Source organism: Streptomyces sp. NPDC096193, assembly GCF_040302905.1.
Taxonomy (GTDB): Bacteria; Actinomycetota; Actinomycetes; order Streptomycetales; family Streptomycetaceae; genus Streptomyces.
In genome coordinates this window covers 425,710-449,530 of record NZ_JBEOSJ010000002.1, presented here as the reverse complement: position 1 = coordinate 449,530, position 23,821 = coordinate 425,710, and the positions used below count along the sequence as shown (strand labels likewise).

Genomic DNA, 23,821 nt, shown 5'->3' with positions numbered 1-23,821 from the left:
TCACCCGATGCCAGGGATGAGGGAGATGAGCAGGTCGATGAGCTTGATGCCGATGAACGGGGCGATGAGGCCGCCGAGTCCGTAGATCCCGAGGTTGCGGCGGAGCATCCTGTCGGCGCTGGTCGGCCGGTACCGCACGCCCTTCAGGGCGAGCGGCACGAGCGCGACGATGATCAGCGCGTTGAAGACGACTGCGGACAGGATCGCGGACTCGGGCGAGGACAGGCCCATGATGTTGAGCTTGTCCAGGCCCGGGTAGACCACCGCGAACATGGCGGGGATGATCGCGAAGTACTTCGCCACGTCGTTGGCGATCGAGAAGGTCGTCAGAGCGCCTCGGGTGATGAGGAGCTGCTTGCCGATCTCGACGATCTCGATCAGCTTCGTCGGGTTGGAGTCCAGGTCCACCATGTTCCCGGCCTCCTTGGCGGCCGAGGTACCGGTGTTCATGGCCACTCCGACGTCCGCCTGGGCCAGCGCGGGGGCGTCGTTCGTACCGTCGCCGGTCATCGCGACCAGCTTGCCGCCCGCCTGCTCCCGCTTGATGAGCGCCATCTTGTCCTCGGGGGTGGCCTCGGCGAGGAAGTCGTCGACACCCGCCTCCTCGGCGATCGCCCTGGCGGTGAGCGGGTTGTCACCCGTGATCATGACCGTCTTGATGCCCATGCGGCGCAGTTCGTCGAACCGCTCGCGCATGCCCTCCTTGACGACGTCCTTGAGGTGGATGACGCCGAGGACCCGGGCGCCCCGGTCGTCCTCGACGGCGACCAGCAGCGGGGTGCCGCCGGACTGAGAGATCGTGCCCGCGAGGGTGTCGGCGTCGTCGGAGACGGTGCCGCCGCGCTCGGTGACCCAGGAGATGACCGAACCCGCCGCGCCCTTGCGGACCTTGCGCCCGGATCCGTTCTCGACGAGGTCGACGCCCGACATCCGGGTCTGGGCGGTGAACGCGACCCACTCGGCGTGCACCAGTTCTCCCTGGTGACGCTCGCGCAGCGCGTACTTCTCCTTCGCCAGGACAACGACGGAGCGGCCCTCGGGGGTCTCGTCCGCGAGCGAGGAGAGCTGGGCAGCGTCCGCCAGATCGGTCTCGGCGACCCCCTTGACCGGGACGAACTCGGCGGCCTGGCGGTTGCCGAGGGTGATGGTGCCGGTCTTGTCGAGCAGCAGTGTGGAGACGTCGCCCGCGGCCTCGACCGCACGGCCGGACATGGCCAGCACATTGCGCTGGACCAGCCGGTCCATGCCGGCGATGCCGATGGCCGAGAGCAGTGCGCCGATCGTGGTGGGGATCAGACAGACCAGCAGTGCGGTCAGCACGATCATGGTCTGTTCGGCGCCCGCGTACTTCGCGAACGGCTGGAGGGTGACGACCGCGAGCAGGAAGACGATGGTCAGCGAGGCGAGCAGGATGTTCAGCGCGATCTCGTTGGGCGTCTTCTGGCGGGCGGCGCCCTCCACGAGGGCGATCATCCGGTCGATGAACGTCTCACCGGGCTTCGCGGTGATCTTGACGACGATCCGGTCGGACAGCACCTTCGTACCGCCGGTGACCGCGCTGCGGTCGCCGCCGGACTCGCGGATGACCGGGGCCGACTCGCCCGTGATGGCGGACTCGTCGACCGATGCCACGCCCTCGACGACGTCACCGTCGCCGGGGATGACGTCGCCGGCCTCGCAGACGACGAGGTCGCCGACGCGCAGGTCGGTGCCGGGCACCCGCTCCTGCGCCCCGTCGTCCTTGGTCAGACGGCGGGCGACGGTGTCGGTCTTGGCCTTGCGCAGGGTGTCCGCCTGCGCCTTGCCGCGGCCCTCGGCCACGGCCTCCGCCAGGTTGGCGAAGATCGTGGTCAGCCACAGCCAGGCGGCGATCGCCCAGCCGAACCAGTTGCCCGGGTCCGTGATCGCGAAGATCGTCGTCAGCACGGAGCCGACCAGGACCACGAACATCACGGGCGATTTGATCATCACCCGCGGGTCGAGCTTCCTGAGGGCGTCCGGCAGGGACGTGATCAGCTGCTTCGCGTCGAACAGACCCCCGCCGACGCGGGCCGCGTCGGGCTTGTGACCGGTGGGCGCGTCGAAATGCGGCGCCCGGGTCGGGGTGGCAGTGGACATGGAGCCCGGCTCCTCGTGCTTCTTCGTTACGGGGGTCATGACGCCAGTCCTTCGGCGAGGGGGCCCAGTGCCAGGGCCGGGAAGTAGGTCAGACCCGCGATGATCAGGATGGTGCCGACCAGCAGACCCGCGTAGAGGGGCTTGTCGGTCCGCAGGGTGCCCGCGGTCGCCGGCACCGGTTTCTGCTCGGCGAGCGAGCCCGCCAGGGCCAGGACGAACACGATCGGCAGGAAGCGGCCCAGGAGCATGGCGAGACCGAGTGTGGTGTTGAACCACTGCGTGTCCGCGTTCAGCCCCGCGAAGGCCGAGCCGTTGTTGTTCGCCGCCGAGGTGTACGCGTAGAGGATCTCGGAGAAGCCGTGCGCACCCGAGTTGGTCAGCGAGTTCACCGGGGTCGGCAGGGCCGTCGCCGCTGCGGTGAAGCACAGGACCAGCGCCGGGGTGATGAGGATGTAGCAGGCCGCGAGCTTGATCTCGCGGGTGCCGATCTTCTTGCCCAGGTACTCGGGGGTACGGCCGACCATCAGACCCGCGATGAACACGGCGATGATCGCCATGATCAGGATGCCGTAGAGACCGGAACCCGTACCGCCGGGGGCGATCTCGCCCAGCTGCATGCCCAGCATGGCGATACCGCCGCCGAAGCCCGTGAACGAGGAGTGGAAGGAGTTGACCGCGCCGGTCGAGGTGAGCGTCGTGGCCACCGCGAAGATCGACGAGCCGCCGACTCCGAAGCGGGTCTCCTTGCCCTCCGTCGCACCGCCGGCGATGTCGAACGCCGGGCCGCCGTGGTGGAACTCGGTCCACATCATCAGTGCGGTGAATCCGATCCAGATCGCCACCATCGTCGCCAGGATCGCGTAACCCTGCTTCACCGAGCCGACCATCCGTCCGAAGGTGCGCGTCAGCGCGAACGGAATCAGCAGGATCAGGAAAATCTCCAACAGGTTGGACAGGCCGTTCGGGTTCTCGAAGGGGTGGGCCGAGTTGGCGTTGAAGTAACCGCCGCCGTTCGTGCCCAGCTCCTTGATCGCCTCCTGCGAGGCCACCGCGCCGCCGTTCCACTCCTGCGTGCCGCCCATGAACTGGCCGACCTCGTGGATCCCGGCGAAGTTCTGGATCGCACCGCAGGCGACCAGGAGGATCGCACCGATCACCGCGATCGGCAGCAGGATGCGCACGACGCCCCTGACCATGTCGGCCCAGAAGTTGCCCAGCTCACCGGTACGGGAGCGGGCGAAGCCCCGGACCAGGGCGACGGCGACGGCGATGCCGACGGCGGCGGAGACGAAGTTCTGCACCGCCAGGCCGCCGGTCTGGACGACGTGCCCCATGGCCTGCTCGCCGGAGTACGACTGCCAGTTGGTGTTCGCCACGAAGGACGCGGCGGTGTTGAACGCCTGGTCCGGGTCGATCGAGGCGAAGCCGAGCGAGCCGGGCAGGCTGCCCTGGAGCCGCTGGAGCAGATAGAGGAAGAGGACGCCGACCGCGGAGAAGGCGAGCACACCGCGCAGATAGGCGGGCCAGCGCATCTCGGCGGACGGGTCGGCGCCGATGGCCCGGTAGATCCACTTCTCGACCCGCAGATGCCTGGTCGAGGAGTAGACCCGGGCCATGTAGTCGCCCAGCGGGCGGTACGCCAGCGCCAGCGCGACGATCAGCGCGAGCATCTGGAGCACGGCGGCGAGGATGGGACTCATGACGGGGCTCAGAACCTCTCCGGGAACACAAGGGCGAGGACGAGGTAGCCCAGCAGGGCGACGGCCACGATCAGGCCGACGATGTTCTCGGCGGTCACAGCTTTGCCACCCCCTTGGCGATGAACGCCACCAGCGCGAAGACCGCGATCGTGATGACGACGAAGGCCACATCGGCCATCGTGAGCTCCTGAAAGAGAGACGGGAGATGTTCTGACATCCCTGAGGAAACCCCGTCCCCCGGCGGACGCGCCCGTCGTTGACGGGTCTCTTACGGCCATCGGCGTTCCCTTGACGGCTCTCTGACGTTCACTGCTCCGACCTGCGAGAATGCGGTCCGGCACCCCTTCGTTCGGGGGCCTCGGCCTCGCCGCGAGAGCGGTTTCGCGCCACCGGACCGCCGCCCGGGCGGCACGGCCGGGCACCCGCGGACGCGGGCCGCCCACCCGGCGCCCGGCCACGCGTCCCCTGACTCCGCGGCCCGCGGAAAGGAACGGCACGGCCCCGCGGCATTCCACGATTCCGGCCGGCCATGGGTCACACTGACGGTCAGTCAATGCCCGACCGGAAGGCTCTGGACGTGCTGGTCAGAAATCGCCCTCGCGCATTTCTTCTCGTCTTTTCCTGCGCCGGACTTCTGCTCACGGGATGTTCGGCGGAGCCGGACAACGGCGGCGCTCCCGACCCGGCGAACGCCCCGCGCGCCTCCGCGTCGCCGCGCGGCCAGGCAGGGGCGCAAGCCAAGAAGGCGAACGCCGGTGTGATCCAGGGGCTGGGCCCCACCACCAGCTCCCGCATCCCCGCCGACACACGGCAGGCTCTGGTCGTCACCGGTGCCGGCGTGGATTCCTCCATCGCCTCGGCGGTTCTGTACCAGCGCGAGGCGGGTCGGCCGTGGGTCGCCGTGGCAGGCCCCTGGCCCGCCCACAACGCACTGCGCGGGTGGACGGACGACCATGTCGTGGACGACCTGCGCTCGCCCGTCGGCGTCTTCACCCTGGGTGACGCCGGCGGACGGCTCCCGAATCCCGGTACGAAACTCCCCTACGACCAGGACGAGCAATTCACGGAATCCGGTATCGGCTTTCTGGGTGAATCGCTGGAAGGCTCTTTCAACTACGTCATCGCCATTGACTACAACCGCATTCCCGGTACGTCACCGCTGGACCAGAACCGGCCCGAGGGCGAGGAAAAGGGCGGCGGTATCTGGGTGCATGTGGATCACGGCGGACCCACACGCGCCTGCGTCTCGCTGGAGCAGCCCCACATGGAGGATCTGCTGCTCCGGCTCGACCCGGCCAGGAACCCGGTCATCGTCATGGGCGACGTCGCCTCACTGATGCGCTGACCCGGCGGACGGCCGGCACGCTCGTCACGGGCGGCCGTGCCAGTCGAGGCACACCACCATCGCGTCGTCGTCCGCCTCGCTCACCCCGCGGTGCCCGGAGAGCTCCTTCAGCACGGCTCCGGGGACCTGGGAGGGCGGCAGCAGCCGGGTGGAGGTGATGGCGCGGGCCAGGGCCTTCTCGCCGTAGCGTTCGCCGGCCGGTGAGAGGACGTCGTAGACACCGTCACTGGCGAACAGCAGGCGGTCACCGGGCTGCACCTGGAAGCGCTGGGCCGTGTAGATCGTCTCCTCGAACATGCCGAGCGGCAGCTGGGGTTCGAGTTCGATGGGCTCGATCCTGCCCTGCCGCATGCGCCACATCTTCGGGGATCCGGCGTCGACGATCTCCACGTCTCCGGTGGCGAGGTCGAAGCGCAGCAGGAGCGCCGCCAGATGGACGATGCCGTGGTAGTGCCCGTAGACCGCCTGGTCGGCGAGAAAGGCCTGGTCCACCAGTGAGAGTCCCGCGCGGCGGGCGTTGCGCAGCCCGTTGATGGCGAGGTTGGTGAGCAGGGCGGCCTCGATGCCCTCGCCCATGCCGTTGGTGAGCGTGAGGGTGAACTGGTCCGCGTCGCCCGACCAGTCGAAGTTGTCGCCGTGTGTGGAGTACGCGGGTTCCAGCTGGGCGCCGATCTCGTACTCGGGGCGGGTGCGGGAGCGGCCGGGCAGGAGCTGCCACTGCATCTCGGCGGCGAGCGTGAGTCTGCTGGCGCGACGCGCTTGGAGGAAACGGTCGGTGTCCCGCTCGGCCACGATGATCTCGTGGCCGAGGATCTCCGCGATGTCCATCAGTTCCCGCTCGACGTCGGGTGTGAGGTCGTCGGCGGCGAGCCGGACGGTGAGGACTCCGAGGCGATCGCCGCGGACACTGACGGGCAGGTGGGCGGTGCGCTGCTGCGAACGCTCGTCCTTCTCCACATGGGGCTGCTGAGCGCCGAAGGCGCGGCCCGGCCCGTTGGCGTGGGCGGGGATCGAGCGGTCCGCGCCGGAGGGGACATTGACGGGCTGCAGTATGGTCATCGCGTAGTCGGCGAGGAGCAGATCGACGGAGACGGCCGCGTAGTGGGCGGCGAGCGCGCCCTGCACTGCCTCGAGGAGTGCGTGAGGCGCAGCCCCGCGCAGTGCACGTTCCACGGCCGTGAATCTGTCCACCGTTCGATTACCACCTGTTCGGGAAGAATGAGTAAAAGGACCGGATGGCCTCTTATGTCTCAGCGACTGACAAGGCCGTTGCGAAGTGTCACAGTTGGGGGCATGCATTCCGAGACTTCTTCGAACGACGATCGGGCTGCCGCCGTCCACGCAGCCCGTGAGGTCATCGAACTTCTCGAAGTGCTCTGGCACAAAGGCCGCGACGCGACGTCCACGGCCCCCGTCTCGTCCTCGCAACTGCGCGTGCTGTACATCCTCGACCGCGACCAGCCCATGAACCTGCGCACGCTCGGCGAGGTTCTCGGGTCGGCGCCCTCGTCGGTGAGCCGGATGTGCGATCGTCTCGACGCCTTGGGCTTCATCCAGCGCTCTCCCAGCTCAGCAAGCCGCCGCGAGCTGGAGCTGCGCCTGTCGGGCCGTGGTGAGAGCTACCTCCGGGATCTGCGGATCCGGCGCGAAGGCGCACTGCTCGAGGTCATCTCCAGCATGACATCCGCGGAGCGTACGGCGCTCGTGGAGGGCCTCGGCGGCTTCCGCTTCGCCTTCGAAGGTGCGGCTCCGAAGGACGGACGGGCGGGTACCGCAGCGGAGTCCGCCTGACCGGGACGTTCGGTGGGAGCGGGATCCCTGCACGGTTCACCTGCCTTGTTCCGGAGCGTAGGGACGGCACGGAGGCACGGACGAGGATCCGCACGAGGTCAGATTGTTTCCTTTGGTGGACAGTTGTCAAACGACAACCGTTGTTGCCGCACCACCGTCATCGGCCGCCGTCGGACGACAACGCCCGGACCAGGTGGGTGCGTGCGATGTCGCACGCGACCGCGAAGGCCTCCACCTCGGGTCCCGAGGCGGGCAGCGCAGCCCCGATCAGATCCGCCGTGCGCTCCTGATGGCCGCGCACCTCCTCCGCGCCCGCCGGACTGAGCTCGATCACTGACTTGCGCCGGTCCTTCGGATCGGCGTGCCGTACGAGCAGCCCGGCGCTCTCCAGCCGGGCGCACAACCGGCTCGCCGAGGGCGCGGTGATACCCAGCGCTCGCCGCATCTCGGCGGGGCAGGCGGCTCCCGCGGAGACGGCGACCAGAGCTCGCAGCCACAGGTGGGGATGGGGTGCGGTGAGGCCCGCGTGCTCGGACAGGGCCATCAGAGCCGCTACCGCCGTCTCGGCGCCCGCCGGAGCCCTGTCTTCCACTGTGGCTGCATCTCTGCCTTCCCGGCGTATCAGCGCTTCACTGTCGCTCATCACACGTTCGGGTCGAGGTTCGGTGTCCTCCTGCGCCTGCCCGGCATCGCGAGCGGCATGCGCAGGGACGTCGGGGCCGCCTTGGGGCCCTACAGCCCCTCCGCTAACATTTTCCGCGCGACAACCATGACGAGGTGGACCGAATGAACGCCAGTGAGCCCGAGGCCCGGCTCGACATCTGCGCAGTACTGCGCGAGCAGGGCGAGAAGGTTGCCGACCGGTGGGTGCAGCTGCAGCTGGAGCAGGCGGCGCTCGGAACCGGAATCACCGAAGCCGAACTCCGCGAGGAAGCCGACACCCTGGTCGACGCGCTGCGAGCCGGCCTGGAGAGCGACCAGCCGGTCGAGCGGCTGGTCGAGGCCCATCAGGACCTGCACCAGGCGATCACCGAGCTGTCCCTGCTGCGGGCCCGGCGCGGAGCCTCACCCACCGTGATCGCCTCGGCCGTGCGGGCGCTGAAGGAAGCACTGCTGGAGACGGTGCAGGGTCTCTCACGTGACAGCGCGTCCCTGTATGCCGCGGCCCGGCTGATCGACCGTCTTCTGGACGCCGCGGCCGCCGTGTCCTTCGCCACGTTCGTCGAGGGCCGCGAGGAGATCATCCGACGGCAGAGCCGCCAGCTGATGGAGGTGTCGACCCCCGTCGTGCGGCTGTGGGACAAGGTGCTCGCGGTTCCGCTGATCGGCACGCTGGACACCGCCCGCACCCAGGTGGTCATGGAGAACCTGCTGGAGGCCATCCAGCAGTACGAGGCGCAGGTCGCGATCATCGACATCACCGGGGTGCCGACGGTGGACACCGCGGTGGCCCACCACCTGATGCAGACGGTCAACGCCGTACGGCTCATGGGCGCGGACTGTGTGATCAGCGGCATCCGCCCGCCCATCGCCCAGACCATCTCCCAGCTCGGCATCGACCTGTCCGCCATCCTCACCCGTGCCACCCTCGCCGACGCCCTGGCCGCCGCCATCCCCCTCACCGACGCGTCCGGGCAGGCGGCCGGTACCGCGGCTCTCCGGTGAGCGGCGGCGGTACCGCGGGCGTGCCGGTCCTGCGCCTGGGAGATGTCCTGGTCACCGGGCTGCTGAACGAGCTCGACGACAAGGCGGCCATCGACTTCACCGACGAACTCACCGAGCGGATCGTCGCCGACCGGGCCACCGGCGTGCTGATCGACATCTCCCGGCTGGAGATCATCGACTCGTTCGTCGCGCGCACCCTCATGGAACTGACCACCACGGCGAGCCTGCTCGGGGCACGCGTCGTGGTCGCCGGGATGCGGCCCGCCGTCGCCATCACCCTGGTGGAGCTCGGTCTTCAGCTCGACGGCGTCGAGACCGCGCTCAACGCCGAGCAGGGCCTCGCCGCCCTGGGTTGGCGGCGGGTTCCCCAAGTCCAGAAGGGGAATGCCGGTGCTCCCACACGGTGATGTCAACGCCGCGCAGACCGCATCGCCGGGGAGCTCCACTGGTACGGAGAAGGACGGCGACGAGACGTCCACGACGTACGAGATCCGGACCGCGGAGGACCTGCTCGTCGTCCGCCACGCGGTGCGGGCGGCCACCCAGCGTGCCGGTTTCGGCCTGGTGGACCAGACGCGGATCGTCACCGCCGCCAGCGAACTGGCGCGTAACGCCTATGTCCACGGCGGCGGCGGCACCCTCGCGATCGAGCACGTCCAACGCGCCGGACAGCGCGGCCTGCGGCTGTCCGTGGCGGACCAGGGACCGGGCATCGCGGATGTCGACCGGGCGCTCACGGACGGGTACACGACGGGAGCGGGCCTCGGACACGGACTGGGCGGTGCGCGGCGCCTGATGGACGAGTTCCGGGTCGACACCGCCCCCGGGCAGGGCACGGTCGTCGTCGCACTGCGATGGAACCCGCGGACGTGACGCCTGGCGTACCCCGGCCGACGGCGCAGATCCCCGTTGACCACCACAGTGCCGTGCAGATCGCGGCGGACCGGGCGCGCGCCCTCGCACGGGAGTGCGGCCTGCCCGGAGCCCTGCCGGACCACGCGGCCGTGCTGGCCAGCGAACTCGCCACCAACATCGACAAGCACGCCCGCGACGGTGCGATCTACCTCCAGCCCTCCCCCCGCGGGAACGGGCTGGACATCGTCGCGGTGGACCGGGGGCCCGGTATCGCGGACATCCCGCTGAGCTTCACCGACGGCTACACCACGACCCGCACCCTCGGGGCCGGTCTGGGCACGGTGCTGCGTACCGCGACCGACTTCACGCTGCGCTCGGAACCCGGGCACGGCACCCTCGCCCATGCCTGGCTCGCGGAGACACCGGGGCAGCAACACCCCGTCACGGTGGGCGGGTTGTGTCTGCCGGCGACCGGGGAGGAGGTGAGCGGGGACGGCTACGCCGTCGCCCGCCACGACGGCGTGTGGACCGGACTCGTGCTCGACGGACTAGGGCACGGCCCCGAGGCCGCCACGGCCACCCGGCGCGCCGTACGGACCTTCCGGGCGCACCCCGGCCTGCCACCGGCGGAACTCCTCACGGCTCTGCACAAGGCCCTGCGGCACAGCCGGGGCGCCGCGGCCACCGTCGTGCGCGTGCATCCCGGGTACGTCGAGCACTGTGGGATCGGCAACATCCGGGTGGTGATGTGCTCCCGCGAAGGCATTGCCCAGCAGTTCACCGGGCAGCCGGGGATAGTGGGATACAACATGCCGACACCGCGCACCGAGCAGCTCGAACCCGCTGCCGCGGTGCTCGTGCACACCGACGGGATCGACCACCGCTGGACGCGTGACGTCCCGCCGGCACAACTGCGCCTGCCCCCCACACTGCTGGCGGCATCGCTGATGCACTCCCACCGCCGGCACCGGGACGACGCCACGGCACTCGTGCTCGGCGGTATCCCCCAGGGGCGGTCATGATCCGCGACACCTTCCGTACGGTGCACGCTCTGCGCCGTACGGCCCGCAGGATCGCCGTCACCCACCGGCTCAGCGCCGAGCAGCGGGCCCGGCTGGTGATGTCGCTCAGTCAGGTCGCCGCCCCTCCCCTGAACAGCGGGCGTCTGGTCACGCTCACCGCCACGCAGGAGTCCGGCCGCGGCGGCGACCAGGTGGTCGTGACCCTGCGGTTCACCCATCCGGGAGTCGGGAGCGGCACGGACCCGCAGACCCTGCCCCTGCCGGGGAGGGCCACCGCCGACGGCACGCTTGTCTGGCGTCTGACGGCCCCTCCCACGGCGCAGCGACCGGCCTGCGGGGAGCAGTCGGCGCGGATCGTCCTGCCCTCGCCGAGCGAGCGGTCGCACAACGGCCGGGCACACTCCGCCACCGCCGTCGCCGGCACCGAGGCGGATCTGGCGCTGGTCGAGGAGGAGTTGCAGGCCACCCTCGCCCGCGCGGACGCCCTCGCGGTCGAGCACCGCCGCCTGGAGGAGGAGCTGGCGGAGACCAACAGCGGTGTCCTCGCCCTCTACGTCCAGCTGGAGGAGCGCGACGAACAACTGCGCGCGGCCCACGGCCACACCCTGCGCGCCCTGGAGGACGCGCTGCGCCCGCGCCCGCTGCGTGCGGACGGCGTCGAACTCGCTGTGCACTACGCCCCGGCCAGCGACGACGCACCCACAGGCGGCGATCTCTACGACTGGTTCACCCTGCCGGACGGCACGGTGCACATCACCATCGTCGACGCACTCGGCCACGGCGTCACCAGTACCCGGACCGCTCTGACCGTCACGCACGCCGTGCGCACTCTGGCGCTGGAGGGGCACTCACTCGGCAGCATCGTGGCGCGTACGGACGAGATCCTCGCGCCGTTCGACCAGAACGTCATGGCTACCCTGCTGTTGGCCCGCCTCGACCCCGCGACCGGCGAACTGGCGCTGGCCAACGGCAGCCATCCGCCCGCGCTGCTGGTGCGCTCCGACGGGACCGCGTCGTACCTGGAGGTCCGCGGCCGCGGCATCGGCTACCCCCAGCCGGGCAGCGAGCGGGTCCTCACCACCCGGCTGGACCCGGACGACCTGGTCATCCTCTACACCGACGGCCTCACCGAGTGCCGGCGCGACCCCTACGAGGGCGAAGCGGCCCTGATGACGTCCGCTCTGCGCCACCGCGCCCGGCCCACCGACCACATCCCCGGCGCCATCGCCGCGGACATACTCGTCGACGTGCTCCACAGCGACGACACCCTCGCGATCGCCGCCCGATTCACCTCCACAGGAGCCGGGAGTGACGACGGAGAACCGGGGTAGACGAGCAGGGCCGCAGAGCGCGGAACACACACGGCGCAGGAGCAGCATGGAACAGATCGGACTGACCGGCAGGGACGCGGTGCTGTCCTGCGGTACGACGCCGTGGGCGAGCGTCTGTTACGACGGTGCGCCGGACGGCATCGCCGCCGCGCGGTTCTTCACCAAGGAGTTCCTGACGCGGGTGCAGGCCGAGTTCGGCCTCCCCGTGTCGGCACACGCGATCGGGACGGCCCAGCTGATCGTCAGCGAGCTCGTGACCAATGCCTGCAAGTACGCTCCCGGTCCCTGCCTCATGGACCTGGAAGTGGCCGCCGACCTTCTGGAGATCACCGTGTGGGACACCAGCCCCGTGCTGCCGGTCGCCCGCGCGGCCGAGCCGGGGCGGGTCGGCCAGCACGGACTGGAGATCGTCCTCGCCCTGTGCGAGGGCTTCGACGTCAGGCGCGACCCGGTCGGAAAGCGGATCAAGGTCCGCACCACCCTCGGCCTGTAGACCACCTCCGGTCCGCAGCCCGGGCGCATGGCCTGCTCTGTCACCGCCGCGCACTCCTGCTCCGCCACCGACGGGGGTGCTCCCTATCCCCGAGGGACGAACCACCATGGATCATCAGTCCACCCAGTCCGCCGCCGCCGACGGTGCGCCGGACCTGCCGAGAGTGACCCTGCTGTCGGACGCTGCCGACCCGGTTCGTGTCATCACCGCGGCCGGGGCGTTCGACCTCGGCTCGCTCCAGCAGCTTGAGGACGTCCTCGCCGAGACGGCCGGGGATGCGGCCGTACGGACCGTGCTCGACCTCTCGCGTGTGACGTTCGGCGACTCCAGCCTGCTCAACCTGCTGCTGAGCGCCCACTCGGAGCAGAATCTGGTCCTGGCCGGCCCGCTCAGCCCTCCGGTGCACAGGCTCTTCGAGGTGACGGGCACGGACACGATCTTCGCCATCGCCCCCGACCTGGACGCCGCTCGCTCGGCCTGACGGGGCCCCGGCCACCGGGTGCACCGACGGACAGTGGGAGAGCGCATGCAGAGGCCGTACGACGTACTGGTGATCGGGGCGGGCCTCGCGGGACTGGCCTGTGCTCACGATCTCGTCTTCGCGGGGCTGTCCGTCGAGGTCCTGGAGGCCTCGGACGGTGTCGGGGGCCGGATGCGCACCGACCGCCGCGACGGCTTTCTGCTCGACCGCGGGTTCCAGGTCTTCAACACCTCCTATCCGCAGGTCAAGAAGCGGCTGGAGCTGCGGGACCTGCGGCTGCACCCCTTCACTCCCGGCTTCCTGCTGCACCGGGGCGTCGAGATGCTGCGAGTCGTGGACCCCACCCGGCGGCCACGGGCGGTGGCCGATCTCCGGCCGGGACGCCTCGCGCCGGCCCGGGACCTGGCGGCTCTCGGCGTGCTGACGGCACGGGACATGCTGGCGCCCGCGGCCCTTCTGAAGCGGGGTCCGGACCGCACCACCTGGACCGCTCTCGCGGAGGCCGGGGTGTCCGACGAGACGATCGACTCCGTGCTGAGGCCGTTCCTCTCCGGGGTGTTCCTGGAGGACGAACTGGAGACGTCCGCGCGCTTCTTCCATCTGGTGTGGCGCAGCATGACGCGCGGGAGTCTGTGTCTGCCCCAGGCGGGCATCGGGGCCGTACCGGCGCAGCTCGCCGACCGGCTGCCGCCCGGCACGGTGAGCCTCGGGACACCGGTCGCCGCGGTCACGGACGACGGGGTGCTGCTCGACGACGGGAGCGAGCGGTCCGCATCGGCCGTGGTCGTGGCCACCGGCCCGCGGGCGGCGTCTCGCCTGCTGCCCGGTCTTGAGGTACCGGCGACGCGGACGGTCACGACGTACTACCACGCCGCCTCCACCCCGCCGCTGGCCGAGCCCACCCTGGTCACCGACAGCCGGCACCGGTTCCTCAACACCTGTGTGCTCAGCGAGGTCTGCCGGTCGTACGCCCCCGAGGGCCGGTCGCTGATCTCGACCTCGGTCCTCGGCCGTGACGAGCCGGGACGCGAGCGGGCGCTGCTCGCCGACCTCGCTGACGTCTACGTCACCGGCACCGGTTCCTGGGACCGGGTGGCCAGCTGCACCGTCGAGGACGCGCTGCCGGCCATGCCGCCGCCGTGGCCGCTGAGCCGCTCCTCGCGCTTCGGTCCCGCGCGCTACCTGTGCGGCGACCACCGCGCCACCGGCTCGGTGCAGGGCGCTCTGGCCTCCGGGGCGAGGGCGGCCCGTGAGGTACTCGCCGACCGGGGCGCCGGGCCACGGGGCCGCGGGTAGTCCCGGCACCCGGCTCGGGCGCGGCGGGCCTCAGGCATGCAGCGCCGATTCCAGGGCTCCGAGCGCCTCGCCCAGTCCCAGCGGACGCACCGTGCCCGCGACGCGCGGGCCCGCCCACCCCGGTCCTGCGGTCAGGACCACCGGCTTGCTGCGCGCGCCCCGGACACCCCAGGTGGTCCGGGCGACGTGCTGGGCCAGCGGCGCGCTCGCGGTCGTCCGCGACTGCGCCCAGAGCACCACTGCCGCCGGCCCGGTCCTGCGGACGGCGGCGCCGAGCGCCTCGACCGGCAGGGCCGGGCCGTACATCCGCACCGGCAGGTTCCGTTCGGCGAGCGCCGCCGCGAGGGCCTCGAGCGGCAGGGTGTGGTTCTCCCCCGGCACACAGGCCAGCAGCGCGGGTGCGCACGGCTCCTTCCCCGACGCGGGACCGGCGCTTCGCCGCAGTGCGCTGGAGACGTGCCAGGAGAGCAGGTGCTCGACCTCGACGTACTGCTCGCCGGAGCGCTCCCACTTGCGTCCGACGGCGCGCAGCGTGGGCACGATGACCTCCTCCCACGCGGTGACGAGACCGTGCTCCGCGATCACCGCGGCCAGCAGGGTGTCGACGGCCTGGGCGTCGAGACGGAGCGCGGCGCGTGCGAGGCCCCGGCACTCCTGGCGTACGTCGCCGAGCTGCAGACCGGTACGGGCCCCGCGCCGCCGGCCCGGATCCTTGTGCACCGGCGGCCTCGGACCGGTCTCCTCCGCCGCCCCCGAAGCGCCGGCCCCGACGGCGCCTGACGACGCGGCGGCGAGGGCGACGCTGGCGGCCTCCGCGGGCGGCAGGCCCGTGCCGGTCAGCGCACACATGCGCTCCAGCATCGCGATGTCCTCGTCCGTCCAGCGGCGGTGTTTCCCGCCGTCGCGCCCGGCGGGGCCGATGCCGTAACGCCGGTCCCACGAGCGCAGCGTGGTGGGCGCGACGCCGAGCCGGCGCGCGACCGCTCCGGTGGTGAGGCCGCCGGTCCGGGGCGGTCCGTCGGCTGCGGAAGTGTCCACGCCTTCGAGCATACGACGCACAAACGACGCGTGTTGCCTGCGTCGATTCGCCCGCCCAAGACTGAGGCATCCCCGGCGGGACACCGGCCAGGTGGCCCAGGGGCGAGCCGCGGACAGCGGCGTCGGACCTGTTCGACGCACCAACCGGCCGGGATCCGGCGGAAGGAGCGAGACGATGACCACGTCAGCACTGGCCGGGCCGGCCGGGCAGCTGCATCCACCGGCCGAGGAGACCCACGAGTCCGGGCAGCTCGCCGAAGGGCTGTTGCGCGGCGACGAACAGAGCTTCGCCGCGATCTACCGTCACTGGGCACCCCTGGTGCACACGCTGGCCGCACGCACCCTCGGCGACGCGCGCGAGGCCGAGGACGTCACCCAGCAGGTCTTCCTCGCGGCATGGCGGGGCCGGACGGGATTCCGGCCGGAGCGCGGACCCCTCGGCGCCTGGCTCGTCGGGATCACCCGGCGCAAGACCGTGGACGCCCTGGCCGCACGGACCCGGCGCACCGAACTCGCCGCGGCCGCCGCCCATGTACCGGCACAGACCGCGGAGCCGAAGGCCGGCACATCGCCCGAGGAGTGTCTGGACCGGGTGCTCCTCGCGGACGAGCTGGCCAGACTGCCGCTCCCGCAGCGGGAGGTGCTGTGCCTGGCCTTCTACGAGGACCTGACACAGGTGCAGATCGCCGAGCGCACCGGCATCCCGCTCGGCACGGTCAAGAGCCACGTACGGCGCGGGCTGCACCGCTTGCGGCGGCGGATCACCGAGACCTACGGCCCGTCCCGGTCCGGTGCGGCGCTGTGACATCCACGGCCCTGCCGGGCGGGGTGACACCCGGCGGCCGGTGCTTCGGGCGTCCCGGGCCGGGAGCCCCTCCTACTCCTTGCCGCGTGCGAGCTTGAAGCGCGCCAGGCCTTCGGACAGTCGGACGATGGGCTCCGGATAGTCGTACTGCGCGCGGTCCAGACCCTCCAGCCGCCACGGCTCGTGCACGGCGGCGCCCCGCAGACCGGCCAGCTCCGGCACCCAGCGGCGTACATAGGCGCCGTCGGGGTCGAAGCGCTTGCCCTGGACAACCGGGTTCAGCACGCGGTTGGGGCGGGTGTCGGTGCCGGTGCCCGCCACCCACTGCCAGTTGAGCTGGTTGTTGGCGATGTCACCGTCCACCAGCTGTTCCAGGAAGTGGCGGGCGCCGATGCGCCAGTCGACGTAGAGGGTCTTGGCCAGGAAAGAGGCGGTCAGCAGCCGGCCGCGGTTGTGCATCCAGCCCTCGTGTCGCAGCTGACGCATCGCGGCGTCGACCATGGGGTAGCCCGTACGGCCCTGCTTCCAGGCCTCGATCTCCTCGGCCGCGTCCCCCTCGGTCCGCCATGCGTCGCCGTGGGGCCGGTAGTCCTCACGGGAAGCCGCCGTGCGCGCGGCCAGCACCTGGTAGTGGAAGTCGCGCCAGCACAGCTGACGGACGAAAGCCTCCGCCCCCGGGCCACCGTGGTCCCGCGCCCGGTGCACGAGTTCGACCGGGGACAGCGCGCCGAAGTGGAGGTACGGGGAGAGTTTCGACGTGTCGTCGCCCGGCAGGTCGTCGTGGTGGTCCGCGTACCCGGCCAGTCCTCGCCGCTTCCAGGTGAGGAATTGTGTGCGCCCCGCCGTCTCGCCGCCCTCGGCCAGTCCGGGTGCCACCCCCACCACGTCCTGGCGCGGCGGGAGCCGGTAGGAACCGACGTTGTCGGGGACCGTGACGCGCCGGGGTGCACCGTAAGGAATGCGCAGGTGTTGCTGCGCCCAGCGCCTGAAGTACGGGGTGAAAACGGCGAAGTGGTCGGAGCCCACGGGCACCACAGCCCCCGGCGGCACGGCGGTGATCACGGCGTCGTGGACCTCCAGACGGCAACCCTGCCCGTCCAGTCCGCGCCGCAGCTCCTCCTCGCGTCGGGACGCGTACCCGGAGACACCGGCCGCGGTGTGGACGGTCGACGCTCCCGTCTCCGCGACCACCTTGCACACCTCCTCCGCCGTACGGCCGGACCGCAGCACGAGCCGCCCGCCCCGCTCTCCGAGCCCGGCGTCGAGATCCGCCAGGCAGTCCGCGAGGAACGCCCGGCGGTTGGGCGCGTCGAATCCGGCGGCCTCGATGCCCGGGTCGAGCACGAACAGCGGGACCACTTCGTCCGCGGAGTTCACGGCCGCGCGCAGGGGCGGGTGGTCGTGCAGCCGCAGGTCCGACGTGAACAGGACGACGGAGACCGTCATGTGCGCCTCTCCTGGTGGGGATGTCGATGTCTACGGGGGTCTACGAGGATCTACACGGGGTTAACGGGTCTACGGATTTTCGGGTCTACGGGGATGATTCGGGCGCGGGCGGCCCGGCGGATGCAGCCTTCAGCCGGAGACCGGACGCACGGCTCAGCGGGAGACCGGCCGCCGCGGGCCCTCGGTGGCCGTGCCCTTCACCGCCGCCTGCGCGATATTGCGGGCCATGCCGCCGAAGACGATCGCGTGGAAGGGCGACACGCTCCACCAGTAGGCGTGTCCGAGCAGGCCCCGGGGGTGGAAGAGGGCGCGCTGCCGATAGCGGGTGCGTCCCCGGTCGTCGTCCTCGGCGTACATCTCCAGCCAGGCCAGACCCGGCAGCCGCATCTCGGCCCGCAGCCGCAGCAGACGACCCGGCTCGATCGCCTCCACCCGCCAGAAGTCCAGCGAGTCACCGACCCGCAGGCGTTCGGCGTCCCGCCGTCCGCGCCGCAGGCCGACGCCGCCCACGAAGCGGTCCAGCCATCCCCGTACCGCCCACGCGACCGGGAAGGAGTACCAGCCGTTGTCGCCGCCGATGCCCTCGATCACCCGCCACAGCGAGGCGCGCGGTGCGTCCACCACCAGCTCCCGGCAGTCCTTGTAAAGGCTGCCACCCGCCCAGTCGGGGTCCGTCGGCAGCGGGTCGCTCGGGGCGCCGGGCACCGACGCCGACGACCAGCGCGTGGTCACCTGGGCCTCGCGGACGCGTCGCAGTGCGAGGGTGAGGGCCTGCTGAAAGGTGAGCGGCCGGCCCGGCACGTCGGGCACATGGCGTGCGATGTCGTGCTCGTCGCACACCACTTCGTGCCGCAGCGACTCGGTGAGCGGCCGGGCGATGGAGTGGGGCACGGGGGTGACCAGCCCGACCCAGTGGCTGGAGAGCCGCGGGGTGAGGACGGGGACGGGCACGATGAGCCGCCGCGGGAGCCCGGCCACGGCGGCGTAGCCGCGCATCATGTCGAGATAGGTGATGACGTCCGGCCCGCCGATGTCGAAGGCGCGGTTCACGTCCTCGGGCATACGGGCCGACCCGACGAGATACCGCAGGACGTCGCGTACGCCGATCGGCTGAATACGGGTCCGCACCCAGCTCGGGGTCACCATGACCGGCAGGCGCTCGGTCAGATAACGCAGCATCTCGAAGGACGCCGAACCGGAGCCGATGATCACGGCCGCGCGCAGGAAGGTCGCGGGGACCTCGGCGTCGAGGAAGATCTGCCCCACCTCGGCACGGGAGCGCAGATGCGCCGAGAGCTCGTGCTCGGGGACCCCGGAGGGAGTGAGACCGCCCAGATAGACGATGCGCCGAACGCCTGCCGACCGCGCCGCATCGGCGAAGATCCTTGCGGCCTCGCGGTCGGTGTCCTCGAAGTGCGAGCCGGTGCCCAGGGCGTGGACCAGGTAGTAGGCCACGTCGATGTCCTGCATCGCCGCCTTGACGGACTCGGGGTCGGTGACATCACCCCGGACCACGTCGGCGTCTGCGGCCCACGGGTGGTCGCGCAGCTTGTCGGGCGAGCGGGCGAGACAGCGTACGGTGTGTCCGGCTTCGAGCAGCTCGGGCACCAGCCGGCCGCCGATGTACCCGGTGGCCCCGGTGACCAGGCACCGCAGTGGCGCGGTGTCCTGCCCCGTCTCCGGCTGGTCGCGCGTCACCGGCCGGTACCCCGCCTCCTGTCGGCGCTGCTGGTCCTGCTTCTCCGGCTGCTCCCGCGCCCCTGTCGGTCCGTCCGTCGGCATCGGCGCCTCCTGTGCCCGTGGTCCGCTCGTCCGTCGCATGATCCGCGACCGTGCTGTCGCCGAGCTGCACCGACTCTTCCGGCAAAGGACGGCGAAGGGATGCGGTGGCGGGACGGCGAGTGCAGGTCACCCAGGACCGATCATGGCGCGGTCGACGCCGGGACGCGCGGGGAGACGCGGACGCGGGGACGCACCGAGACAGACGGGCCCGGCAGGGCCCAAGAGCGCGCCTGCCGGGACCGCGTCATGACTTCGCCGCGAGTCGGGGCGGCGGATGCAGACAAACGGATGCAGACGGACGGATGCCGCGCCCGCCGTCGTCCGGCGAGCGCGGCATCCGCGCAGAAGTCGGCGCTCAGGATTCGCTGCTCGGCATTCGTGCTCAGGAATCTCTGCTCGGACCCGGCTCAGTGTTCGGTGAGCATGCCCGCCCGCAGTTTCGCCAGGATGCGGGTCAGCAGACGGGAGACGTGCATCTGCGAGATGCCGAGCTCCTTGCCGATCTCGGCCTGCGTCATCTCCTGGCCGAAACGCATCTGAAGGATGCTCCGCTCACGGTCGTCCAGCTGTCCGAGCAGCGGCGCGAGCGTGTGCAGATCCTCCGTCAGTTCCATCGCCGGATCGATGTCGCCGAGCACGTCGGCGTACGCACGGCCGCTCCCGGCGCCGGTGGGCGCGTCGTCGCTGTCGGCGTTCGGGGTGTCGAGGGAGCCCGCGGTGTAGCCGTTGGCGGCGACCAGGCCCTCGATGATCTCGTCCTCGCTCAGGTCGAGGAGCTCGGCCAGTTCCTTCACCGTCGGGTCGCGGTCGAGTACGCCGGCCAGTTCGTCGCGGGCCTTGGCGAGTTCGGTGCGGAGCTCCTGGAGCCGGCGCGGGACGTGGACCGCCCAGCTGGTGTCACGGAAGAAGCGCTTGATCTCGCCGACGATGTACGGCACCGCGAAGGAGGTGAACTCGACCTCGCGGCTCAGTTCGAAGCGGTCAATGGCCTTGATGAGACCGATGGTGCCGACCTGGATGATGTCGTCCATCTCACCGCTGCCGCGGCTGCGGAACCGGTTGGCCGCGAACCGCACCAGCGAAAGGTTCATCTCGATCAGGGTGTTGCGCGCGTACTGGTACTCGTGCGTGCCCTCTTCGAGCGTCTGCAGCCGGTCGAAGAACACCTTGGACAGGCTCTTCGCATCCTTCGGCGCGACCTTGCCGGCATCCTCGACCCACGGCAGGTCCCCCACCCGCTGCGGGGCGCCGGCCGTCGCCTCTGCCGCGTCCGACAGGCTCCGGTGCGTGGACGATATGGCGCTCGGCATGTCAGGTCCCTCCCCATAGACGGTGTGACGAAAAGGCGTGTGCCCCCGATCCGCCGGCTCACACACCCGACCCCGAAGAGATGGAGGCAAAGCCTGTGAGGCGCCTCCATCCCTGTCGGGTGAGTACCGACCCAGTATTCCGCATGGTCCGTGCCGGGGGACCGGGAGGGATGGTCCGCGTGGCCCGGGAGCCGCAGCAGCGGCCCGGCGGGGGTCGGCCGCGGATCCGATCAACGTCGGATCAACGGGGAGGAGTACGGAGCTCCGGATCGGCTGCGGATCAGATCAACGGGACCAGTACGGAGATCCGCTTGCCCCCGCTGTCATGGCGCGTGATGGCCACGTCCCGCGCGATCCGGCTGATCACACGCCAGCCGTGTCCCCCGATTCTGAACCGGCCACGGGCGTCGGTGCGTTCCAGGACGGTCGGTATCTCGTCGCTGTGATCGCTCACGCTCACACGGACGCCTTCTGTCGTCAGCTCCGCCTCGAAGTCCGTGACGCCGCCACCGTGCAGAAGGGCATTCGTCACCAATTCCGAGGTCACCAGCAAGGCATCCGTCAGGGCGTGATCGTCGCGGTCGGCATCGGGCCGGCAGAATCGCTCGTGCAGCAGGAACTCGACTTCCCTGCGCGCTTCGGCGGGACCTTGCGGAATCGGGTGCATCGGCCCCGTCAGTTCATCAGCAGACACGCTCCAGCACTCCTTGGGCATCGTCCTGGTGGGGCCCGGGGCCCCGAAGGACAAGGGCCCGTCGCACAGCGGGATGCGACGGGCCCGACAGTGTGTGCAGACCTCAGTGGTCGAACGCGTCCTTGGTCTTCTCCTTGGCCTGGCGGGCGTCACCCTTCGCCTGCTCGGCGCGGCCTTCTGCGGTCATCCGCTCGTTGCCCACGGTGCGTCCGACCGCTTCCTTGGCCTTGCCCTTGGTCTGTTCCATCTTGGCCTTGGCCTTCTGGTTCTCAGCCACAGCTGTTCACTTCCAAGTCGGCTAGACAACAGGTCCTGACAGTCGCGTCACCGCTCACACGGCCGGTAAACCCGTGAGCTTCGCGGAAAAGGCGAAGGGCATGTTCGGTTGCCGTGGGGGCATGCGGCGGACCGGGGGCTGGAAAGAGGGTTCCTTCGATCACGGGCACCCGCCGGCGTCCTCGTGGCCCCGACCGGACCGGTCGGGGTCCCTTGCTGGGTACCGTCCCTGCGTCGCGCCCCTGGCGCGGCGCCCCCTTTTGCACCGGAGCAGTGAATCGATGACGAGCACACAGGACCAGCCGCGGATACGTCCCGAAAGACGGTCCGCACGATCCGGCGAGGCGGGTACCGCCGAGGCGGTCACGCCCGAGCAGCGCATCCAGCGCCTGCGGCGGCGACTGGAGCGTTTGATCGGCATCGCCGCCACCGAGGGCAACTGCCTCGTCCCGCTCCGCAACGGGGACGAGATCTTCGCGGCCATGCTGGAGAGCATCAGATCGGCCCAGCACACCGTGGACATGATGACCTTCGTGTACTGGCGGGGGGACATCGCCCGGGAGTTCGCCGAGGCCCTGTCCGAGCGGGCCCGCGCGGGTGTGCGGGTGCGGCTGCTGCTGGACGGCTTCGGCTGCCGGCTGATCGAGAAGGATCAGCTGACGATGATGGAACGGGACGGCGTGCAGGTGGCCTGGTTCCGCAAGCCCCTGTACCTGTCGCCTCTCAAGCAGAACCACCGCTGCCACCGCAAGGCGCTCGTCGTCGACGAGACGACGGCCTTCACCGGCGGTGTGGGCATCGCCGAGGAGTGGTGCGGGGACGCCCGCGACGAGAACGAATGGCGTGACACACATGTCCGGCTCCAGGGCGCGGCGGTGGACGGCATCGCCGCCGCGTTCGCACAGAACTGGGCCGAGTGCCACGACGAACTCTTCGACGGACGTGACCGGTTCGTCGAGCACGAGCGGCAGGGCTCCGCGATCGTGCAGGTGGTGCGTGGCTCGGCCAGCTTCGGCTGGCAGGACATGCAGACGCTCATGCGGGTCATGCTGGAGTCGGCGGAGGAGCGCTTCCGGCTGACCACCGCGTACTTCTCGCCGGACGCCTACTTCATCGACCTGCTGTGCGCGGCGGCGCGGCGGGGCGTGGAGGTGGAGATCCTGCTGCCGGGCCCGTACACCGACAAACGGGTCTGCCAGCTGGCCGGGCAGCACTTCTACGACGACCTGCTCGCCTGCGGGGTGAAGATCTACCAGTACCAGCCCACGATGCTGCACGCGAAGGTGATCACGGTCGACGGGGTGGCCTCGCTCATCGGGTCCACCAACTTCAACCGCCGGTCGCTCGAACACGACGAGGAAGTCATGCTGGCCGTCCTCGACGAGGCGTTCACCGCGACCCTGAACGGCCACTTCGACGAGGACGCCGCCCGGAGCGAGGCGATCAGGGGTGGCCGCTGGAAGCGGCGGTCGGTCCTCCAGCGGGCCCGGGAGGCCGCGGTCCAGCCCATCCGCCGGTATCTGTGAACGCTGCCGGCAATGGGAGAGCGGTCCTGGGGCACGAGGGAAACCGGAGGTAGCCACTCCGTCACCCGGGGTGTTTATCCACCGACGCATCGGTAACACGCAGTGACACAGCAGCCGTGGAGATCGTCGAAAGGCAGGAACCATGTCCGTGAGCATCCTGGCGATTCTGGGACTGGTGGCAGCGATCATGGCGGTGCTCCTGCTCGCCCGGCCGGTGAAGCTGTACAGCACGGCCACGCTCACGCGCCGCTTCGGACCCGAGTACGACCGCGTGGTCGCTCTGGCGGGCGGGGATGTGCGGGCGGCGGAGCGCGAACTGGCCGACCGGCTGCGGCGCTTCGGCGGTCTCTGCCCCTTCTCGCTCACCGACAGCACCCGGCGGCAGTATCTGAGCCGCTGGTCGGGGCTCCAGGAGCAGTTCGTCGACGCGCCCGGAGCGGCCGCGGCGCGGGCCAACCAGCTGCTGAGCCGGCTCGCTTCCGACCGGGGCCTCACGGCCGAGTCGCGCGAGCGCCAGCTCGACGCCCTGTCGGTCCATTTCCCGCGCCACATCGACGGCGCCCGGCTGCTGCACGCCGCCGCCCAGCAGGCCGCGGCCGGCGTCACCGACGCCGACGCCATGCGCCGCGCCATGGTGGCCGGCCGGGCGCATCTCGAGGAGCTCCTCCGCGACCATGGCCCGCGGGCGCAGTCCGGCGGCGCGGCGGGCCGCCGGGTGGGTTCCCGTCTCCCGCTGTGGCTGCCGTCGCAGCGCACCGCCCACTCCACCCACCGCTGAACCCGCCCCGGCCGGCGCCCTGACCCCGGCCGGGTGCCCCGCGACGCTCCGACCCGTTTACTGGTGTGT

Annotated in this window: 25 protein-coding genes; 13 read left to right on the top strand and 12 right to left on the bottom strand. The window is 70.8% G+C overall.

Features of this window, described 5'->3' with window-relative positions; genetic code table 11:
• The 4 genes from kdpB to ABTX78_RS04765 are packed head-to-tail and all read right to left on the bottom strand — an operon-like array spanning position 1 to position 4,035.
• Positions 1-2,157 carry a potassium-transporting ATPase subunit KdpB gene (gene kdpB, locus ABTX78_RS04780; RefSeq protein ID WP_352205372.1) on the bottom strand — a complete coding sequence of 719 codons (2,157 nt, stop codon included), beginning with the start codon at positions 2,155-2,157 and terminating at the stop codon, positions 1-3.
• Positions 2,154-3,818 carry a potassium-transporting ATPase subunit KdpA gene (kdpA, locus tag ABTX78_RS04775; RefSeq protein WP_352205371.1) on the bottom strand — a complete coding sequence of 555 codons (1,665 nt, stop codon included), beginning with the start codon at positions 3,816-3,818 and terminating at the stop codon, positions 2,154-2,156. Before kdpA ends, kdpB begins: the two co-directional genes overlap by 4 nt.
• A gap of 8 nt (positions 3,819-3,826) precedes the next feature.
• On the bottom strand, positions 3,827-3,916 hold the full coding sequence (gene kdpF / locus ABTX78_RS04770; RefSeq protein ID WP_055544543.1) for a K(+)-transporting ATPase subunit F: 90 nt from the start codon (positions 3,914-3,916) through the stop codon (positions 3,827-3,829).
• Positions 3,913-4,035 (bottom strand): hypothetical protein, encoded by a 123-nt coding sequence (locus ABTX78_RS04765; RefSeq protein WP_352205370.1) that lies wholly within the window; start codon positions 4,033-4,035, stop codon positions 3,913-3,915. Before ABTX78_RS04765 ends, kdpF begins: the two co-directional genes overlap by 4 nt.
• Before the next feature lie 336 nt (positions 4,036-4,371).
• Between ABTX78_RS04765 and ABTX78_RS04760 the strand changes: the two genes are divergently transcribed.
• The gene (locus ABTX78_RS04760) at positions 4,372-5,163 is read left to right on the top strand and encodes a hypothetical protein (protein WP_352205369.1); all 792 of its coding nucleotides are present in this window, start codon (positions 4,372-4,374) and stop codon (positions 5,161-5,163) included.
• A gap of 24 nt (positions 5,164-5,187) precedes the next feature.
• On the opposite strand, the gene ABTX78_RS04755 is transcribed toward ABTX78_RS04760, so the two are convergent.
• A complete protein-coding gene (locus tag ABTX78_RS04755) occupies positions 5,188-6,354 on the bottom strand; it encodes a PP2C family protein-serine/threonine phosphatase (protein WP_352205368.1) in 1,167 nt (388 codons plus the stop codon).
• A 102-nt stretch (positions 6,355-6,456) separates the two neighbouring features.
• Here ABTX78_RS04755 and ABTX78_RS04750 point away from each other — a divergent pair, with 102 nt between their 5' ends.
• Complete coding sequence (locus ABTX78_RS04750) at positions 6,457-6,954, top strand: MarR family transcriptional regulator (RefSeq protein WP_352205367.1); 498 nt, start codon at positions 6,457-6,459, stop codon at positions 6,952-6,954.
• A gap of 157 nt (positions 6,955-7,111) precedes the next feature.
• On the opposite strand, the gene ABTX78_RS04745 is transcribed toward ABTX78_RS04750, so the two are convergent.
• Positions 7,112-7,546, bottom strand: a complete 435-nt coding sequence (locus ABTX78_RS04745) for a MarR family winged helix-turn-helix transcriptional regulator (RefSeq protein ID WP_352205366.1) — start codon at positions 7,544-7,546, stop codon at positions 7,112-7,114.
• A 194-nt stretch (positions 7,547-7,740) separates the two neighbouring features.
• Between ABTX78_RS04745 and ABTX78_RS04740 the strand changes: the two genes are divergently transcribed.
• The 8 genes from ABTX78_RS04740 (at position 7,741) to ABTX78_RS04705 (ending at position 14,097) form a co-directional block, all read left to right on the top strand.
• Complete coding sequence (locus ABTX78_RS04740; protein ID WP_352205365.1) at positions 7,741-8,619, top strand: STAS domain-containing protein; 879 nt, start codon at positions 7,741-7,743, stop codon at positions 8,617-8,619.
• Positions 8,616-9,026, top strand: coding sequence for an STAS domain-containing protein (locus ABTX78_RS04735; protein ID WP_352205364.1), 411 nt, complete (start codon positions 8,616-8,618; stop codon positions 9,024-9,026). The genes ABTX78_RS04740 and ABTX78_RS04735 overlap by 4 nt, the downstream gene beginning before the upstream one ends.
• Positions 9,004-9,492, top strand: a complete 489-nt coding sequence (locus ABTX78_RS04730; RefSeq protein ID WP_352205363.1) for an anti-sigma regulatory factor — start codon at positions 9,004-9,006, stop codon at positions 9,490-9,492. Before ABTX78_RS04735 ends, ABTX78_RS04730 begins: the two co-directional genes overlap by 23 nt.
• Complete coding sequence (locus ABTX78_RS04725; RefSeq protein WP_352205362.1) at positions 9,489-10,496, top strand: SpoIIE family protein phosphatase; 1,008 nt, start codon at positions 9,489-9,491, stop codon at positions 10,494-10,496. The genes ABTX78_RS04730 and ABTX78_RS04725 overlap by 4 nt, the downstream gene beginning before the upstream one ends.
• Positions 10,493-11,827, top strand: a complete 1,335-nt coding sequence (locus ABTX78_RS04720) for a PP2C family protein-serine/threonine phosphatase (protein WP_352205361.1) — start codon at positions 10,493-10,495, stop codon at positions 11,825-11,827. Before ABTX78_RS04725 ends, ABTX78_RS04720 begins: the two co-directional genes overlap by 4 nt.
• Before the next feature lie 46 nt (positions 11,828-11,873).
• Positions 11,874-12,320: an ATP-binding protein gene (locus ABTX78_RS04715; protein WP_352205360.1), complete on the top strand. Its 447-nt coding sequence runs from the start codon at positions 11,874-11,876 to the stop codon at positions 12,318-12,320.
• 106 nt (positions 12,321-12,426) lie between these two features.
• Positions 12,427-12,801 carry an STAS domain-containing protein gene (locus ABTX78_RS04710; protein ID WP_352205359.1) on the top strand — a complete coding sequence of 125 codons (375 nt, stop codon included), beginning with the start codon at positions 12,427-12,429 and terminating at the stop codon, positions 12,799-12,801.
• 45 nt (positions 12,802-12,846) lie between these two features.
• A complete protein-coding gene (locus ABTX78_RS04705) occupies positions 12,847-14,097 on the top strand; it encodes an NAD(P)/FAD-dependent oxidoreductase (protein WP_352205358.1) in 1,251 nt (416 codons plus the stop codon).
• Between the two features lie 30 nt (positions 14,098-14,127).
• On the opposite strand, the gene ABTX78_RS04700 is transcribed toward ABTX78_RS04705, so the two are convergent.
• Positions 14,128-15,147, bottom strand: coding sequence for a MerR family transcriptional regulator (locus ABTX78_RS04700; RefSeq protein ID WP_502993765.1), 1,020 nt, complete (start codon positions 15,145-15,147; stop codon positions 14,128-14,130).
• Between the two features lie 163 nt (positions 15,148-15,310).
• Between ABTX78_RS04700 and ABTX78_RS04695 the strand changes: the two genes are divergently transcribed.
• Complete coding sequence (locus tag ABTX78_RS04695; protein WP_352205356.1) at positions 15,311-15,940, top strand: RNA polymerase sigma factor; 630 nt, start codon at positions 15,311-15,313, stop codon at positions 15,938-15,940.
• A 72-nt stretch (positions 15,941-16,012) separates the two neighbouring features.
• Here the strand turns inward: ABTX78_RS04695 and ABTX78_RS04690 are convergent, their stop codons facing one another.
• The 5 genes from ABTX78_RS04690 to ABTX78_RS04670 form a co-directional block, all read right to left on the bottom strand.
• The gene (locus ABTX78_RS04690; protein WP_352205355.1) at positions 16,013-17,386 is read right to left on the bottom strand and encodes a cryptochrome/photolyase family protein; all 1,374 of its coding nucleotides are present in this window, start codon (positions 17,384-17,386) and stop codon (positions 16,013-16,015) included.
• 153 nt (positions 17,387-17,539) lie between these two features.
• Entirely contained in the window at positions 17,540-19,084 is a 1,545-nt protein-coding gene (locus ABTX78_RS04685; protein WP_502993774.1) for an SDR family oxidoreductase, read from the bottom strand.
• Between the two features lie 491 nt (positions 19,085-19,575).
• Positions 19,576-20,478 (bottom strand): RNA polymerase sigma factor SigF, encoded by a 903-nt coding sequence (locus ABTX78_RS04680; protein ID WP_352205353.1) that lies wholly within the window; start codon positions 20,476-20,478, stop codon positions 19,576-19,578.
• Between the two features lie 280 nt (positions 20,479-20,758).
• The gene (locus ABTX78_RS04675; protein ID WP_352205352.1) at positions 20,759-21,193 is read right to left on the bottom strand and encodes an ATP-binding protein; all 435 of its coding nucleotides are present in this window, start codon (positions 21,191-21,193) and stop codon (positions 20,759-20,761) included.
• An 82-nt stretch (positions 21,194-21,275) separates the two neighbouring features.
• Positions 21,276-21,449 (bottom strand): CsbD family protein, encoded by a 174-nt coding sequence (locus ABTX78_RS04670; RefSeq protein ID WP_327678996.1) that lies wholly within the window; start codon positions 21,447-21,449, stop codon positions 21,276-21,278.
• Between the two features lie 280 nt (positions 21,450-21,729).
• Between ABTX78_RS04670 and ABTX78_RS04665 the strand changes: the two genes are divergently transcribed.
• The gene (locus ABTX78_RS04665; RefSeq protein ID WP_352205351.1) at positions 21,730-22,974 is read left to right on the top strand and encodes a phospholipase D-like domain-containing protein; all 1,245 of its coding nucleotides are present in this window, start codon (positions 21,730-21,732) and stop codon (positions 22,972-22,974) included.
• A gap of 142 nt (positions 22,975-23,116) precedes the next feature.
• Positions 23,117-23,752: a hypothetical protein gene (locus tag ABTX78_RS04660; RefSeq protein WP_352205350.1), complete on the top strand. Its 636-nt coding sequence runs from the start codon at positions 23,117-23,119 to the stop codon at positions 23,750-23,752.
• Positions 23,753-23,821 lie beyond the last annotated feature (69 nt).